17 protein-coding genes are annotated in these 17,067 nt (G+C 36.4%); 8 read left to right on the forward strand and 9 right to left on the reverse strand.

Going from position 1 to position 17,067, the window contains the following annotated elements:
- Positions 1 to 57: 57 nt before the first annotated feature.
- Positions 58 to 525, reverse strand: a complete 468-nt coding sequence (locus tag GTH25_RS08205) for a DUF2569 domain-containing protein (RefSeq protein WP_088495674.1) — start codon at positions 523 to 525, stop codon at positions 58 to 60.
- A 131-nt stretch (positions 526 to 656) separates the two neighbouring features.
- Between GTH25_RS08205 and GTH25_RS08210 the strand changes: the two genes are divergently transcribed.
- Both GTH25_RS08210 and GTH25_RS08215 read left to right on the forward strand, forming a co-directional pair.
- Positions 657 to 1,700 (forward strand): oxidoreductase, encoded by a 1,044-nt coding sequence (locus GTH25_RS08210; protein ID WP_164530478.1) that lies wholly within the window; start codon positions 657 to 659, stop codon positions 1,698 to 1,700.
- Between the two features lie 22 nt (positions 1,701 to 1,722).
- Positions 1,723 to 2,712: a bile acid:sodium symporter family protein gene (locus GTH25_RS08215; protein ID WP_075672047.1), complete on the forward strand. Its 990-nt coding sequence runs from the start codon at positions 1,723 to 1,725 to the stop codon at positions 2,710 to 2,712.
- A gap of 96 nt (positions 2,713 to 2,808) precedes the next feature.
- Here the strand turns inward: GTH25_RS08215 and GTH25_RS08220 are convergent, their stop codons facing one another.
- Complete coding sequence (locus tag GTH25_RS08220; protein ID WP_075672046.1) at positions 2,809 to 3,261, reverse strand: hypothetical protein; 453 nt, start codon at positions 3,259 to 3,261, stop codon at positions 2,809 to 2,811.
- 133 nt (positions 3,262 to 3,394) lie between these two features.
- Entirely contained in the window at positions 3,395 to 4,396 is a 1,002-nt protein-coding gene (add, locus tag GTH25_RS08225; RefSeq protein WP_075672044.1) for an adenosine deaminase, read from the reverse strand.
- A 680-nt stretch (positions 4,397 to 5,076) separates the two neighbouring features.
- Here add and GTH25_RS08230 point away from each other — a divergent pair.
- Positions 5,077 to 6,045 carry a VWA domain-containing protein gene (locus GTH25_RS08230; protein WP_164530479.1) on the forward strand — a complete coding sequence of 323 codons (969 nt, stop codon included), beginning with the start codon at positions 5,077 to 5,079 and terminating at the stop codon, positions 6,043 to 6,045.
- Between the two features lie 79 nt (positions 6,046 to 6,124).
- Here the strand turns inward: GTH25_RS08230 and GTH25_RS08235 are convergent, their stop codons facing one another.
- A complete protein-coding gene (locus GTH25_RS08235; RefSeq protein ID WP_164530480.1) occupies positions 6,125 to 7,807 on the reverse strand; it encodes a YdgA family protein in 1,683 nt (560 codons plus the stop codon).
- A 580-nt stretch (positions 7,808 to 8,387) separates the two neighbouring features.
- On the opposite strand from GTH25_RS08235, the gene fumC reads away from it, so the two are divergent.
- Together fumC and GTH25_RS08245 are read left to right on the forward strand one after the other, a co-directional pair.
- Positions 8,388 to 9,785 carry a class II fumarate hydratase gene (gene fumC / locus GTH25_RS08240; RefSeq protein WP_075673810.1) on the forward strand — a complete coding sequence of 466 codons (1,398 nt, stop codon included), beginning with the start codon at positions 8,388 to 8,390 and terminating at the stop codon, positions 9,783 to 9,785.
- A gap of 75 nt (positions 9,786 to 9,860) precedes the next feature.
- Complete coding sequence (locus tag GTH25_RS08245) at positions 9,861 to 10,220, forward strand: hypothetical protein (protein WP_159242189.1); 360 nt, start codon at positions 9,861 to 9,863, stop codon at positions 10,218 to 10,220.
- Between the two features lie 8 nt (positions 10,221 to 10,228).
- Here the strand turns inward: GTH25_RS08245 and tus are convergent, their stop codons facing one another.
- The 3 genes from tus to GTH25_RS08260 form a co-directional block, all read right to left on the reverse strand.
- Positions 10,229 to 11,158, reverse strand: coding sequence for a DNA replication terminus site-binding protein (gene tus / locus GTH25_RS08250; RefSeq protein WP_075673812.1), 930 nt, complete (start codon positions 11,156 to 11,158; stop codon positions 10,229 to 10,231).
- Between the two features lie 176 nt (positions 11,159 to 11,334).
- Positions 11,335 to 11,505: a hypothetical protein gene (locus GTH25_RS08255; protein ID WP_156733393.1), complete on the reverse strand. Its 171-nt coding sequence runs from the start codon at positions 11,503 to 11,505 to the stop codon at positions 11,335 to 11,337.
- 110 nt (positions 11,506 to 11,615) lie between these two features.
- A complete protein-coding gene (locus GTH25_RS08260; protein ID WP_099659704.1) occupies positions 11,616 to 12,899 on the reverse strand; it encodes an MFS transporter in 1,284 nt (427 codons plus the stop codon).
- 125 nt (positions 12,900 to 13,024) lie between these two features.
- Between GTH25_RS08260 and GTH25_RS08265 the strand changes: the two genes are divergently transcribed.
- From GTH25_RS08265 to bioD, 3 genes are all read left to right on the forward strand, one after another.
- A complete protein-coding gene (locus GTH25_RS08265) occupies positions 13,025 to 13,939 on the forward strand; it encodes a LysR family transcriptional regulator (RefSeq protein ID WP_075673814.1) in 915 nt (304 codons plus the stop codon).
- A gap of 128 nt (positions 13,940 to 14,067) precedes the next feature.
- Complete coding sequence (gene mlc, locus GTH25_RS08270) at positions 14,068 to 15,279, forward strand: sugar metabolism global transcriptional regulator Mlc (protein WP_083629119.1); 1,212 nt, start codon at positions 14,068 to 14,070, stop codon at positions 15,277 to 15,279.
- Between the two features lie 195 nt (positions 15,280 to 15,474).
- Entirely contained in the window at positions 15,475 to 16,146 is a 672-nt protein-coding gene (bioD, locus tag GTH25_RS08275) for a dethiobiotin synthase (RefSeq protein WP_075673816.1), read from the forward strand.
- 277 nt (positions 16,147 to 16,423) lie between these two features.
- Here the strand turns inward: bioD and GTH25_RS08280 are convergent, their stop codons facing one another.
- Both GTH25_RS08280 and GTH25_RS08285 read right to left on the reverse strand, forming a co-directional pair.
- Complete coding sequence (locus tag GTH25_RS08280; protein ID WP_075673817.1) at positions 16,424 to 16,660, reverse strand: DUF1161 domain-containing protein; 237 nt, start codon at positions 16,658 to 16,660, stop codon at positions 16,424 to 16,426.
- Between the two features lie 53 nt (positions 16,661 to 16,713).
- Positions 16,714 to 17,031, reverse strand: a complete 318-nt coding sequence (locus tag GTH25_RS08285; RefSeq protein WP_228766779.1) for a DUF1283 family protein — start codon at positions 17,029 to 17,031, stop codon at positions 16,714 to 16,716.
- Positions 17,032 to 17,067 lie beyond the last annotated feature (36 nt).

The raw sequence follows: 17,067 nt of genomic DNA on the forward strand, positions 1-17,067 counted from the left end.
CTCCTGAAATAAAGAGGCTAAACAAGTGTATATAATATCAAGGGTAAAGTTGTGAAGTTATCGAACTTGTGTGAAAGTTTCACGAACACGTTTAGAGTACTTGATATAAGGCACAAAGCAGACAGTTGAGAAAACAGACCATAGAAGGGATTGTAATGCTGTTTGGTCGTCGACAGGCGCAAAACCAAAGCTCTTAATGGCTAAGAGTAAGTTGATAAGTAACCAAAAAATAAACAGACGCGGAAAGTTTTTAGCGCGATAAAAAAATTGTCTTAGTAGATAAAGCGTAAAACTAAACATTACCCATGTTGTTAACGCGGAGAGATACCAACTTGAGATCAAATGAAAAGGAAGCTGGTGGAGGATCGAAAAGTCTGAAAAATATTTAATAATATACAAAACAGACATCAACCCAGAACCAATCACTGACAAGATCATATAAGCCAATGGCGCAAGCAACCACCCTGTAATAGGCGCTTTTCCTGAAAGGTTATTCTGCGTGTTTGCTTTGAGATCAAATTTCATTAATTAATTATTCCTACTCGTATGTATAGAACTAAACGGGATATTATCACAAACTTTGTTATTATTTATTTAGCTACAAAAGTGAAAGTGATTTTTGTTAATAAAAAAGTATATAAAAATAGGATAGGGTTATGGCAATTAAACTCAATGTTGGGATTATCGGATATGGTTATGCAAGTAAAACCTTTCATGCTCCGCTAATAACAACAACCGAAGGCTTAAATCTTAGTGCAATTTCAAGCTCTGATGAAAATAAAGTTAAACAAGATTTTCCTCACATTACGGTTTATGCAGACCCTCAAGCACTTATTAACGATCCCTCAATAGACTTAGTCATTATTCCAACGCCGAATGATACCCATTATTCACTGGCTACACTGGCTCTGGAAAAAGGTAAACATGTTATTGTTGATAAACCGTTTACATTGACGCTAGAAGAAGCAGAGAAATTGACTCAGCAAGCTACAGATGCCGGTAAACTCCTTTCTGTCTTTCATAATCGCCGTTGGGATTCTGGCTTCTTAACCGTTAAAAAACTTTTAGCGGATAAAACACTCGGTGAGATTAGTGCTTATGAAGCGCATTTTGACCGTTTTCGTCCAACCGTGCGCCAACGGTGGCGAGAAGATGCAGGTATAGGAGGGGGGCTTTGGTATGATTTAGCGCCCCATGTACTTGACCAAGCGGTTTGCCTTTTTGGTGAACCTAAGGCAATTACTGCTGATATTGCTCAATTACGCCCTAATGCAAAAAATGCCGATTACTTTCATGCACTATTAGAATATGACAATCTTAGAGTTGTCCTTCATGCCTCTATGCTCGTTGCTTCTCCAACACCTATCTTTGCTATTCATGGGACAAAAGGCAGTTATGTTAAATATGGCCTAGATACTCAAGAAGACGCCCTAAAAGCCGGCTATCTCCCTAATCAAGCTTATAATTGGGGAAGGGATAGTCAAGATGGTGAGTTAACAACACTGTCACAGTCTGGTGAGTTAGAGACAACCACACTCACTACACTTTCTGGTGATTACCCCGCTTACTATCAACAAATTTATCGTGCAATTACATTGGGTGAAGAAAACCCTGTTACGCCAATACAAGCAACAGCCATTATGCGTTTGATTGAAGCTGGCGAAATTTCTAATCGTTTAAAACAAACTATTACGCTATAAGCAAAAGGGAGCGTTAAATCTAATGTCTTGGTGGCAAAAACTAAAACTTGATCCTTTTCTCATGATTATGATTTGTGTGGTGACGCTAGCAACGCTACTACCCGCACAAGGCGATATTAAAGTCCTGTTCCAATATCTTACAACTGGTGCGATAGCTCTGCTGTTCTTCTTGCATGGTGCCAAGCTTTCTAGAGAGGCGATATTGGCAGGGCTTGGGCATTGGCGTTTACATCTTACGGTATTTGCCAGTACCTTTATTCTTTTCCCTGTTTTAGGGCTAGGATTACAAGTTATTGTGCCTGAATGGATGTCACCGACTGTCTATATGGGTTTTTTATACCTTTGTGCGTTACCTGCAACAGTTCAATCTGCCATTGCTTTTACTTCTGTCGCTGGGGGAAATGTAGCTGCTGCTATTTGTAGTGCATCTGCATCCAGTATTCTTGGTGTTTTCCTTTCGCCGGTATTAGTTGGTTTTTTAATGCAAACACAAGGCTCTGCGGATGATTTCGACACGGCAGGGGCTATTCAATCAATCTTACTGCAACTGATGGTACCTTTTATAATTGGTCATTTATCACGACCTTTAATTGGTCGCTGGGTTGATAAACATAAAAAATTAGTTAATAGAACGGATCGCTCTTCTATTTTGCTGGTGGTTTATGTCGCATTTAGTGAGGCGGTTGTTGAAGGGATCTGGCATAAAATTGACGGTTGGTCGCTATTAACGATTGCAATAGTGAGCTGTATTTTGTTAGCGATTGTCATTTTTGTGAACGTATATAGTGCTAGATTGCTTGGTTTTAATAAAGAAGATGAAATCACCATTGTTTTTTGTGGTTCTAAAAAGAGCTTAGCAAATGGTGTCCCTATGGCGAATGTGTTATTTCCTGCAGCGACAGTTGGGGTAATGTTATTACCATTAATGATATTCCATCAGATCCAATTAATGGTTTGTGCTGTGTTAGCACAGCGCTACGCTAATCAAGCTAAAGAAACTGAAAAGAAATAATGTATTTAAGCTGGTGGGTAATCAATAATATTAATTAAATATTGATAATTAGATAAATAAGAAAAAGCATCGATTTAGTTTTTCATCGGTGCTTTTTTATTTGTTATAAAGGTCATCATTCTTGTTATGGTCACTATTTTCTTTTTTATCTGTTAATGAAAGTTGTTGAGATTTAAAGGGAAGAGGTAAGCCGAATACAAGGTAAATTAAGAAAACAAAACCCATATTTAAATAGTCGGATATATTATTTTTCACATCAACTTTTAATTCACAATCGATGGGTTCTAACTGGTCGTTAATATTATATTTGCCTTGGTAAAGCTCATTAAGCATTGCTTGCGCTTGCTCAAATTCTTTGTAGTTAACCAGTAGTTTTACGCCACCAGTAGCTTGAGCATACACTTGGTTATTCCAAACAATATTTTCATCTAAAAGGATAGCATCAATGCCTTCTGACTGAAGAAAGCCTGCTTCAATAGAGGCATCAAGTGGTGATAGATACTGAGCTAATAATCTATATTGACCTCTTGTCGGATGAATATTCCACATAGATTTTCCTTAATAAGTAACCCCTTGAAAATTAATTTTAGTCTAAGAGTCATTAATAATTCCATCTATTTTCAATAAATATAAAAAAACCATCTGATTAACAGATGGTTTTAATCAATAAGCTATTAAAATATCAACGTGAGCTGACTTTCTTAATTAATGCGTCACGTTCTGCTTGGCTAATAAATGCCATTTTTAAGCCATTAATCTGTGTCTGACGGATTTGCTCTGGCGTTAATCCAGCTGCCGGTGCCGCAACGGTATATTCGTGTTTTAATTCAATGCCTTCAACCGCAGGATCATCTGTGTTAAGCGATGCAATAATGCCATGCTCTAAAAATTTTTTTAAAGGATGCTCTGCTAACGAATTGATGGTACTGGTTTGAATATTCGACGTTAAACAAGACTCAATCCCAATTTGATGCTCTGCGAGGTAGTCCATTAAACGTGGATCTTCAATAGCTTTAACACCATGACCGATACGACTTGCGCCTAATTCATTAATCGCATGCCAAATGCTTTCTGCCCCCGCAGCTTCACCTGCGTGAACAGTAATATTCCAGCCTGTATCACGAGCACGATTAAAATGAGGTTGGAATAAATGACCTGGGAAACCTAATTCATCACCCGCTAAATCAAGCGCAGTAATTTTATCTTGATGTTTTAGTAAACCATTGAGTTCTTGTTGGCAGGCATTTTCACCAAAGGTACGGCTTAAAATACCGATTAAACGAATGTCTACATCGTGAGATTGCAATGCACTCTGTACACCATCAACAATAGCCTCCACTACACCTTCGACAGGAAGTTGATGTTTCATTGCCATATAGTAAGGAGAAAAACGCAGTTCAGCGTAATCAATACCTGCATTAACTACATCCACCACGTTTTCATAAGCAACACGATGACATGCATCTAAGTCGGCTAAAACCGCCACCCCCCAATCCAATTTTTGTAAAAAGCTAACAAGACTTGGCTCATTCTTTGTGATTTGCACATGAGGGCGCAATGCTTCTAATTCATAAGCTGGTAGCGCAATATTATGCTGTTTTGCTAACTCTAGAATTGTTTGAGGACGGATATTACCATCTAAATGGCGATGTAAATCGGTTAAAGGCAACTGTGTGTCAATCACGTGTTATTTTCCTTTTAATAGAAATAATGAAAATCTATCGTTTATAGTGATTTTCTTATAATCGGTAAGTTATAAAATAGTTGCGGGTTATTATGACTTATTTTTATTTCATTCACTAATAAATAAACATAAATTGGTTATTTCTGAAGCTAAAAATGACTATTTTTCTCAGTTTTAAGTTAAAAAGTAAAAATGAAAAATAGGTCTGTCTATTTATTAGCTATAACATTCAATGTAATTGACGTGTATTATCAAAATAACTGATACATTGGTTTTTGATCTAAAAATAAGGCTGTCATTACAATTGAAATATCCTATCAATTATTTTGATAGGTTGCTCAGGGGTAAACGAACAGAAAAAAATAGCCAAGATATTAATTTTTCATTTGGTTATTCAATAAATTACCTGTTTTGTGTGTTTTTTGTTTTATTAGCTAAAATGTTTAAGATGTTTTTCATAAAAGTATGATATTAAAATTTGGTTATATTTAATATTGTTCGGTTTTAATTAAACAAAATTAAAACAAATAATAATATATTTATATTATTAAATAAGTGATAACGGAAAAGAAATTAAAGCCATAATACTTCTTAGTTAAATAGAAATATTTAATTGAATGGAGTCATTTCATTATGACTTTTTAATATTAATTTATTACTTAAAATTAAGGCTAATAATTATGAATGAGAATTCTGATTTAAATATTGAAAAAAGAAATAATAAAATTAAAAATCTGTTGGCTTCAAAATTACTTCCTCCTTCAGTAGAAAATAATCTTACTTATGGTTCTCAAGTCGTTACTGGCGATGGTGCGATTGCGTTAGATTTAGTTGTTGTTATTGATACAAGTGGTTCAATGTCTGATGAATCCTCGGATTTGAGCAAAGAAGTTGATGTAGCAATACAAGAAGCGTCAGAAAAATGTCCATCAAAACTTCGGGTCACATTTTTAGGTATAGAAGGCACATGGGATGACACTAAATTTGATCAATCAGCCAGTGATTATTTAAAAGCGCTGGGTGTTCCTGAGAATCGTTTACAGGCAAGAAAGCCGTTTAAAGAGGCTGACGGCCGTGATCATGCGGGTAATAAAGAGGATTTATGTCGTGCTGTGATTGATTTAAGTAAGTACTTTGATTGGCGTGATGGTGCGCGTCGTGCCATTTTTGTGTTGGGCGATGAAGGCATGGAAGGTGGCGGTGGTGTTCTTACTGATGCTGCGGAGAGAAAAAATAATGAAGCGATTGCTGTTGCTCAGCACGAGAAAGTTAAAGTGTACACTTACCAAGGTACGCCTGATGATAGAATGACTAATTTAGATCGTTTCCCAAGTATTGCGGATAGAGACAGTATTACAAAAGAGTATGTACGCTTAGCGAAGCAAACAGGAGGGCGTTCTTATATCTATACAACAGGTATTGCTAAGTTTTCATTAGTATTGCAAGAGATCCTCTGTGATAGCTTAACTCCGCCTAATATTCCTAAACCCCATGAGAAAGAGACCAATTGTAGCCACGTTTGTGATCAATTAACCTCGATTATTTCAACAGTAAATACACTTGCAGGAATAATTAATAAAACCATTGATTCTTGCTGTAAAGATGAATGGAGCAATCATCACCTTCCGGCTAAAGATTGTGATTGTTAATTAAAATACGAAGAAAAAACACCCCATTGTGTTTTGACAAATGGGGTGTTTTTATTTATGTGTTTTAACAGAAACTTAATTATTGCGCTGGTTGTTGCTCAGGAATTAAGATTTCTTGCTCTTCGATAATCGCTGGATCTTCAGTCATCTCTTCTTGATAACCATCTTCTGAATAATCAGAGTCATCGTAATCATAAGATGATGCGCCCATACCGAATAACATTGCAGCTAAACCTAACATTTGAGGAGCTTGAGTGACATCCATAAACTCATCAAAAGTATAGGTTTTACCATTCATGGTAAATTTATCAGCAGCATAGTTCAGTTTCATGCTTAATGTATTACCGTCTTGTGCAAGTAACATCAGTGGTAATGCATCTTTTTCATCTTGAGAGATTTGATTGATATTTTGTTGTAATTCAGTTTTTAACTGCTCAATATCAGTAGCTGTTGCTACTTCGATCTCTTTTTTCTCAGCATCGGTTAATGCGGTTTCTTGGTAACGAGCCGCATCAAGATATTGAGTGGTATTACGGAATTCAGCTAACATTGGAAGAGATAAATCAACATTGAAATCAATGTTTTTAAACAGATAGTTAAATAACTCTGCTGGTGATTTCTCTTGGTTTTCTAAAACCTTAACGTTAAAAGCATTTAAATCTAAGTTAAAGGTTAACTTACTTGCGCCACTTTTATTGGTTAAAGACGCTTCATCGATACGGAAAACTAAGCCTTTCTCCAGAACATCACGAACGGCTTGTTCAACCATTTCTGAATTATCAAAATGGTTTTTATTCCATGGTAACAATGAGTTGTTATAAACTTTGGTTAATAACAACATTGCATCAGGATCAGCTTTATCAATCGAATAGCCAAATTTACCTGCACCAAATTCGAGTCCAGCAACATTCAGTGACTTAAAGTAATAAGTTTGAGAGATATTAAAGAGCTTATCTTTGATATCACTTTTTGTTGTAAGAGAAAAATCTTTCAGTGAGAAATCAGATGCTTTGTCTTTACTGGTATGAGCAATTTCAGCAAAACTTAATAACTGTTCATTAAATAGGTATTGATCGTTATTAACTTTTGTTCCAGCAATAGCACCAGAAATATTCTTGATTGTGAAGGTTTCTTCACCATCTTTAGTCACAACAACTTGATCACCTTTAATTTTGGTTGAAAAGTTTGTTGCATTTTTATCTGATGAGAATTCAACAGTTAATGGTGTTGTTTTAACTGTGCCACCATTTTCAGTAAAATCGATAGGATTTAATGTTGCATCACCCGATACAGAGCCATCGAAAGCTAAAGAGGTGTGAACGTTAAAAATAGATTTTTCTTTAGTTAGCTTGAATAAATCTTTTGTTGTGTTGTTATTAACCAACGTATTATTCATTGCTGCTAATTTTGGCGCCAAATTAAATTTAGCCAGATCAGAAAGAGGGAATGGACCATGGTCAATATCAGTAGAGAAGACAACTTCTTCTACTTTTTTCTCTTGGTCTGCATCACTAGCATCTTGTGAAATCACGACAGCAAAGTCTGCATTAGAGGTAAAAACCCCTTTCTTATAGTCACGAATTTCAAGTTTAACATCAGCACCAAATTGTGCATTTTTAGCAAGTTGCGCTAATTGGACATTAGCTAGTTTCGTTTCTTCCTGTAAGCGACTTTCAATTTTGCTGCCCATGTACCATGACGCACCAGTCCAAACAACACCGAGTGCGACGATAACACCAACAGCGACAAGCGATTTCTTCATAATTCTAGTCCATCCTCTGTGTACATCTGGCGATGTACGTTATAAAGGTTGTTTTGTAACCCTTAAACAACCCGATAAATTGGTGATAAATTTTACTAAGTTTAAATATAGATAATCCACATATATACATCGCCATCTATATTAACCGTAAATATAGATTTAGTGGAATAAAATCGCAATCAGAACTTACTTAGTTAATCGCTAACGTAATGAGTTTAAAGCAAAATGGATATGATTTATAAGATAATCTAAATAAGGGCTAAAACTCTTTTTTCTTACTCATTTTTAGATTTAGACAATATTTAATTGTGATGTAATTCTATTTATGATGAATAATAAAGGCTCATAATAAGTGTGGATATAAATATGAAAGCTTAAATAATAACATTGGCAATAAAATAAGATTGCTAATCGTACTTTCCACAAAAAATCAACAGATTTCATTCTGTTATAAATTTCATAAGCTCGCTTTAGCTCTCATATTTATTATTCTGTTTATGGCATGATACTGGAATCCGAGTTATTTACTAGAAAGTGATTCGGAATTAATCAATTATTCTGTGTACTTAAGGAGATTGAAATGGCAGCCACTCGCATTGAAAAAGACTCAATGGGACAAATCGAAGTACCAGCTGACCAGTTATGGGGAGCTCAAACGCAGCGTTCTCTTGAACACTTCCGTATTTCAGTTGAAAAAATGCCTGTTGCACTTATCCATGCGCTTGCTATTACGAAGAAAGCAGCCGCTGGTGTTAACATGGATTTAGGTTTATTACCAAAAGAGCGCGCTGATGCAATTATCGCAGCTGCAGATGAAGTGCTTGCAGGTAAACACCCAACTGAATTCCCATTAGCAATCTGGCAGACCGGTTCTGGCACTCAATCAAACATGAATATGAATGAAGTGTTGGCTAACCGTGGTAGTGAGATACTTGGTGGTATCCGTGGCATGGAACGCAAAATCCATCCGAATGATGATGTTAACAAAAGTCAGAGTTCAAATGATGTGTTCCCAACTGCCATGCATGTCGCTGCTGTTATTGCATTACGTCAGGATTTACTGCCAGAATTAAAATCACTGCTGAAAGTATTCAAAGAGAAAGCAGAAGCTTTCCATGACATCGTTAAAATTGGTCGTACTCACCTGCAAGATGCGACACCACTGACATTAGGTCAAGAAATCTCCGGTTGGGCTGCTATGCTTGAGCACAGCATCAAACATATCGATGATTCCGTTCCTCATGTTTGTGAATTAGCGCTAGGTGGTACAGCAGTGGGGACGGGATTAAATACCCATCCAGAATATGCTGTTCGTGTTGCTAAGCGTATTGCTGAATTATCAGGCCAGCCTTTTGTAACGGCTCCTAATAAATTTGAAGCATTAGCAACTTGTGATGCATTAGTTCATTCACATGGTGCATTAAAAGGTTTAGCTGCTTCATTAATGAAGATTGCTAACGATGTGCGTTGGTTAGCTTCTGGTCCTCGTTGTGGTATTGGCGAAATCGCTATTCCAGAAAACGAACCAGGTAGTTCAATCATGCCAGGTAAAGTTAACCCAACACAATGTGAAGCATTAACGATGTTATGTGCTCAAGTGATGGGTAACGATGTTGCTATTAATATTGGTGGTGCATCAGGTAACTTTGAACTGAACGTTTATCGTCCAATGATCATTGATAACTTCTTACAATCAGTCCGTTTACTGGCTGATGGTATGCGTAGTTTCAATGAGCATTGTGCAATTGGTATTGAACCAAACCGTGAGCGTATCAATAAACTACTGCATGAATCATTAATGCTAGTGACTGCGTTAAATACTCATATCGGTTACGATAAAGCCGCTGAAATCGCGAAAAAAGCGCATAAAGAAGGTTTAACGCTAAAAGAATCCGCACTGAAACTGAACTACCTTACATCGGAAGAGTTCGATAGCTGGGTACGTCCAGAAGATATGGTTGGTAGCATGAAAAAATAAGTGTTAAATACACTTATTTAGCCGATATTAAATCCCGCCATAATGGCGGGATTTTTAGATCTTATAGGAAAAATAATGACTGAAGAAATTACGTTTACTGCGACAGAAGTTAATTGCTATGTCGAAGATGATGTCACCATTATTGGAATAGGGGATGATGCAGTTTCTCCTGATCATTTCATTATTCTTTCAAGATTTGACGAAGAAGATGAAGATATCGATAATTCGATTGGTTTAATGACTCATTTATCTGATATTGAAGCCATTAATACACTTGAAAAAATTACGCTTGATCGAAAAAATATTGTCCTTGTACTAAAAAACAATGTGGTGATAACGATCCATTTAGATATTGAAAACAATCACTTTGCTCAGCTTAATGATTATCTTCTCCAAATTCTTCAAGGTAGTTCAATTAAACTTATTGAAAAATAAGATATTATCTATTCTTCAATGTACAAATGCATTCTTGGAATAATTAATTGTAGCTTTTTAGCTTTAGGGCGATGGCGAATTTGAATATTCTCGGCATCATAATCAGGAAGCTCGCCAATAACAGGTTTAAAGTTGCTCTCTTTATCAATATAGAAAGCTAATAAAGGCAAGGGACACGCATATTGTACTTGTTTTTGAAGTTCTGAATACCAAACACGAGCAATAGGTTGCACTTTGACAGGACGCTTTATTTTTAGTTTTGCATTTTCAGGTAATTGTGAAAGGGTAATGATCTCTTTATCAATACGTTCAGCCCATTGTTCACTAGTGTAAGGAGGCACTGCACGATTGGCTTCGCGACTTTTTTCTAATTGAGCCAAAACATCGTTACGCGTTAAATTCTTAATAATATTCTTATTTGCCCAACCAAAACGCACAGTATCAGGATCAGACAAAAGGGTGAGGGTACGATAAGCATTCAGCGTAATTAACCCTTTTAGTTGATTATGGACAAAATCAAAACGCTCTTCCTTCGATATGCCAGGCTCTTTAGTGACAATATCTGAAAGCCGTTTTTTTAATAAATTAATTTTCTCAACGTGTTTTTTTACAGACTTAAAAGTTTGATTATCCGTACTAAAACAGAGTACACCGGGTAAACGGATAGCGCGTTTACTACTGATGTGTGGGGCATTGTCATAAATAAAGAGATTCGCTATTAACTTTAAAGTGAGATCTCTAGCTTCTTCATCATAACAGGGTGACACTGTAACGCGAACAACCTCATCATGTTCTTCTTCTTTGCTCACTTCAGGCAATTCAAATACGGCTGATGGCAATAAAGTTAGATTTTTCAACACATCAGTTAGCGTTTTAATCTCAGTTTCTAATTGCTGAAAACAGAGATTGAATTGCTCAATTAAATCATATCGACTCATCTTAATATCCTTATTTAGTTACAACATACTATAAGCCTTTGTTTAAAACAATACATTAGCTTCAGTGGAAAGTACATCGCTTAACAGGAAAAAATGCCAAAAATACGGTATACTGTTTATTTATACAGTATACCGTGAAAAGGGCATATTTGGATGATGTTTTTCCTAAAAGAGAATTATTTGATGGTTTTTAAATCAATAACAGCCTGTTTTTCACTCGTTGGTATTAACGTTCCATGAGTAACATCACAATCTGGTTTTGTTGGTGGGCAGTGTTCTGTAAACGCACTCGTAAGAGAAGTAAAGAAGAAAAACAATAAGGTAATAGATAATTTTATAATAGACATAATCGTTGCTCCTTCTTAAAGAATAAGCCTATACCTTAAGAAGAGAGTGCAAAATCGACAACATTAAACCGTATTAATCCACTTTTGCACTTTATTCATTATCAATAAAGTTATTGGGCAACTTTGTTTAAGTGTAATGCGATTAATAAAGCAATTAACATTAAAAGGGCAATAAATAAACCTACACCCAGCCAACCGAAGCTCACCCAGAATAAGCCACCCACTGTTCCTGCAAGGCTAGAACCTGCATAGTAAGTAAAGAGATAGAGTGAAGATGCTTGGGCGCGTCCTCGTTTAGCACGACGACCAACCCAACTACTTGCAACAGCATGTGCAGCAAAGAAACCTGTCGTTAAGATAAGCATTCCAATAAAAATAACGGGTAGGGATTCAATTAAGGTGATCAATATGCCGATTAACATCATTGAGATCCCAGCAATAAAGATTTTGCCTAATCCATATTTAGTCGTTAATAAGCCCGCTTTGGATGCACTATAAGTGCCGCTTAAATAGACGATAGAAATTAGTCCCACTGTGGTTTGACTTAACGAATAGGGTGCATCTAATAACCGATAGCCAATATAGTTAAATAAAGTGACAAAACCGCCCATCAATAAACCACCTTCAATAAATAACAAAGGCAGTCCTTTATCTCTAAAATGCAATTTAGTGGTAATAAGAAGATTACGAGGTTTTAATGCTGTTGGTCTAAAGTGCTGTGAAGCAGGTAATATCTTCCAGAAAGTAATTGCAGCAAAAAGGGCAAAAATGCCGAGAATAACAACAGATAAACGCCAAGAATAATAATCACTTAATACCCCTGTAATAACGCGGCCGCTCATTCCCCCAATAGAGTTACCACTAATATATAAACCCATTGATAATGCGAGATAAGCAGGATGAATTTCTTCACTTAAATACGTCATTGCCACTGCGGCTACACCACTTAATGAAAGTCCAACTAAAGCCCGTGTAATTAAAATACCTGTCCAGCTATTCATAGTTGCACTTAATAATGTAAAAAATGCAGCGCAAAACAATGCAATGACCATGACATTCTTACGCCCAAAAGCGTCTGACAGTGGGCCTGTAATCAATAATCCACACGCCATTAAAGCGGTTGAAAGGGAGAGCGCTAGACTACTGGTCGCAGGGCTGACGGAAAATTCGTTAGATAACACCGGCAATATGGGTTGCACAAAATAGAGTAAGGCGAATGTCGCTAAACCGACCATAAAAAATGACACTGTCACTTTTATATACAGCGCATCATCACGCTGAATATAGTGCTTAGGGTTAGATTGGCGATGAGCAGGCTTTTCTATACTTGATGTATTGTCTGAAATATCAGTGCCTAAGCTCATACTTTTACTGTCTATTTCGTGAGTATCCATATTGATTAAACTTCCATTACTTAAATTTGATTTATGTCAATGTTAGAAATATTTGATTTTTTTGTCTAATATATTAATCATTAAAAATAAGACTTTTAAAGTATCAATGACGATATGAGAGAAATATGAATATTGAACTTAGGCATTTACGTTACTTTATTGCCGTAGCAGAAGAGCTTCATTTTGGTAAAGCCGCAGAAAGATTAAACATTTCTCAGCCTCCTTTAAGCCAACAAATACAAGCACTTGAAGGTGAAATAGGCGCTAGGCTATTAGAACGAACTAACCGTTCTGTTTCGTTAACACCTGCAGGACAAATGTTTTTAAAAGAGTCGTATCAAATTATGGCGCAGGTCAACGCAGCCGCAACACGTGCCGCTAGAATGGAAAAAGGTGAGTTAGGTGAAATTTCAATTGGTTTTACCTCAACGACACCTTTTATGCATTTAGTCACCTTGAGTTTGCGACAATTTAGAGAGAACTATCCTGAAGTCGGTATTCATATGCATCAAATGAATACAAAACAACAGATATCGCCGTTACTGACAGGACGTATTGATCTGGGGATCATGCGAAACACGACGTTACCCGAAAATTTGCACCACCAGCTATTGTTTCGTGAGCCTTTTATTTTAGCGGTTTATGAAGGGCATCCTTTACTTGCTTACAAAGAAATGGGCGTTAATATTCAAGATATTGGGCAATATCCTTTTGTTTTCTTTGAAAGAGATGTTGGTACGGCTCTTTATGATGAGATTATTCAATTGCTTAGTTTGTCAGGGATTACGCCAACTATTGCACAAGAAGCGGGTGAAGCCATGACGATTTTAGGACTGGTTGCCGCAGGGCTTGGTATTTCGATCGTGACAAAATCATTTACGCGAATGAAAGTCGATGGTGTGCATTATCTACACTTTGCAAATTCTCAGGCGTTTTCTGAGGTTTGGCTAGTTTCTCATAATAAGCGAGCCATTCCAGCGGCAGCGAATCGATTAACGCAATTACTATTAAAAAATATCTTAGATCACCAAAAATCTTGATTTATCTGTGTTTTTGATCACGCTTTTTATGTAAGTATTGTACAATTATCACAAATTGACGACATAATCGGTAATGAATTATTTGGAGCCTCGAATTAATTATGGCTCCTTAATTAAGGATGCATTCAATGGGGAACCAACCTAGTCACATCGATCACGTAAAACAATTTAATCTTGGCACAGTCTTTCGCTTGATTGATGAACATGGTCCCATTTCTCGTATTTCACTGTCAAAAAAGGCAGAGCTTGCGCCAGCAAGTATTACTAAGATCACACGAGAATTAGTTGAAGCACACCTTATTCATGAAACAGAGTTCCCAGATGTGGGATTTCGTGGCAGACCTGCGGTCGGATTAAAATTAGAAAGCCAAGGCTGGCAATTTCTCTGTATCCGCGTCAATAAAGGTAGTTTGCTTTTTAGTTTAAGAGAATTAGATAGCAAGCTGGTTACTGAAGATACTTTCGATTTCCCCAAAGAATATAGCGATGACTTTCTTAATCACTTTTTAGTTACAATTGATAAATTCTTCGAACGTTATCAATCTCGTGTTGAGAGATTGACGGCAATTAGTATTACAATGAATGCTATTGTTGATCCCATTAGTGGCGTTATTTATAGCTCACCTTATTATGATATTAAAGACATTCCACTTGCCGATAAAATTCATGAAAAAACAGGTGTTTCTGTATTTTTACAACATAGCGTAACTGCATGGACAATGGCCGAATCGTTATACGGTGCGGCAAAAAACAATTCAGACGTTCTGCAAATTGTTATTGATGATATTGTTGGTGCTGGCGTGATAAGTAATGGAAAAACATTACACTCTAACAGTCATAGTGCCGTTGAAATTGGACATACTAAAGTTATCGATTCTCAAAATAGCTGTTATTGCGGGGCAAAAGGGTGCTTAGAAACAGAAATTGCTATTCCTCAATTAATTAAAAAAGCCCAATTATTAGCTCAAGAAGATCCGACTTCGTTGCTGAACAAATATCCTATTACTATAGAAACATTGTGTGATGCAATATTAGTTGGCGATAAATCAGCGCTTGAGATTGTTAATTTAGTTGCTCAACGATTAGGTTTTATTTTGGCGGTCATGATTAATGTCTTTAATCCGCAAAAAATATTAATTGGTTCACCACTTTGTCGAGCCAAATCCATTCTTTTTCCTTTGATCTTGAAGCAAGTTCAATATCACGTTATGCCACGTTATGCGCAGTCTTTAATTATTGAAGAAACAGAGTTAAGAAACAAAGGAACATTGCCTGCGGCTTCGCTTGTAAAAGAAGCTCTCTACAATGGCTCTTTGTTAATTGAGTTGATGCAAGGCTAGGTTAAGTGAAAAAATCGTAACAAAAGTGTTTTTCAAGCGTAAATCTGTCAATTGATCATTAACGAATTCTCTATTTTCGACCAATTAACTAAAAAATTGAGCTATCTCAAGCCACCAGAAACAGTGTTACCCTAAACTCTAATCTCTGTCATTTTTTATGAACCTGATTTATCTGTCATAACGGAAGTAAATTATATGTTAACACGCTTTTTTGTTACGGGGACAGATACCAACGTGGGTAAAACTGTTGTAACCCGAGCACTTCTTCAGTCATTAAATCGTGGCGGGTCAACGGCAGTGGGTTATAAGCCTATTGCAACAGAATTACATGAAACGGCTGATGGTGAACGTAATCGTGACGCTATGATTATTCATAATTCATCGCCAGTTGAAGTTCGCTACGACGAAATTAATCCTATTTTGCTTGATAATTGTTATGTTAGTGAAAATGAAATTGATTTTAATAAGATTTCAAATGAGCTCGACAGTTTAAGTAAAAAAGCAGAGTGTGTTGTTATCGAGGGTAATGGCGGTTGGCGTTATCTGCTCGATGATAATACCTTTTATTCTGATTGGGTGGTAAAAGAACAAATTCCAGTTGTTTTGGTTGTCGGTATTCAACCAGGCTGTGTTAATCACTCAATATTAACAGCACAATCTATTATCAACGATGGTGTAAAATTAGTAGGTTGGGTTGCGAATAGAATAAATCCAGGATTACCTTATTACGCGAAAATAGTGGAAAGGCTGTCTCAGCATATTCCTGCACCGCTGATTGGTGAAATCCCATATTTGTTACGTCCTGAAGAACGTGATCTCTCTTGTTACCTAGATTTAAGTCAGTTGGAAATCGCTGTACCTGCTTAAGAGAGAATATAAATAAGTAACGAAGTGGATTGCTATCTGTTTTTAAACGATACCAAACTTGTTACTTTTAAACGCCTGATGAGTAAACTCATTGGGTGTTTTTGTTTTTTCTGATTTCGCCTCAAGTATAACTAATGATAAAAGTAACACACAAAATTGAAGCTAAATAAGATAAAATGCAGATAAATCAGATGAATAGTCATTGATAAACAGTGGCAAAGAAAAAGGGCGCTTATATTGCGCCCTTTTTTAATCACAAGATGTTATCAACTATAGATTAATGACGAGTATAGATGATTTTCTTACTATCATTTTCGCAAGTTCCGACAACTTTACCATCTGTTTGAGCAACTTGGTCGTTTTCAACAACAGTTAAAGTAAAGTTAGTTGCTGGCACGCCATTGTTAACGATTTTTTGTTGAATAGATTCAACGACTTCATCACATCCCGCATTCGCGGCTAAAGGTGCAAATGCAACAAGAGTGGCCATTACTGCAAATACATATTTTTTCATATCATTCTCTCCTTGTTTTACGAAGTAAAACATCACTGTTTTACACAATTTTCTTACGGGTTAACAGGGCGACCAGTATTACTGTCTAAACAACGACGCGTTTCAGGCTCCCAATATGCATAGACATTCGCACTTTTTAGACAAGCATCTCGCTCATCAATGGCTTTATCTACTTTATTAAATTCAATTTTTTCTCGTTGATTAACTTGGGTACGAAGCTCGCGCTTTTGATCCCAGTCTTCTTTCATTTGTCGAGCTTGTTCTTTATCTAAGACATTGTCATAGCCATCGCCATTAATGGTTACATTAGTTGAAGCGGCAACAGAAGAAAAAGAAGACACTGATAAACCAAGAAATAAGGAGAACACCATGGTTCTGATGGCTTGTTTCTTAGTTAGTGTGTTTAT

This window comes from Proteus terrae subsp. cibarius (genome assembly GCF_011045835.1).
GTDB lineage: Bacteria > Pseudomonadota > Gammaproteobacteria > Enterobacterales > Enterobacteriaceae > Proteus > Proteus cibarius.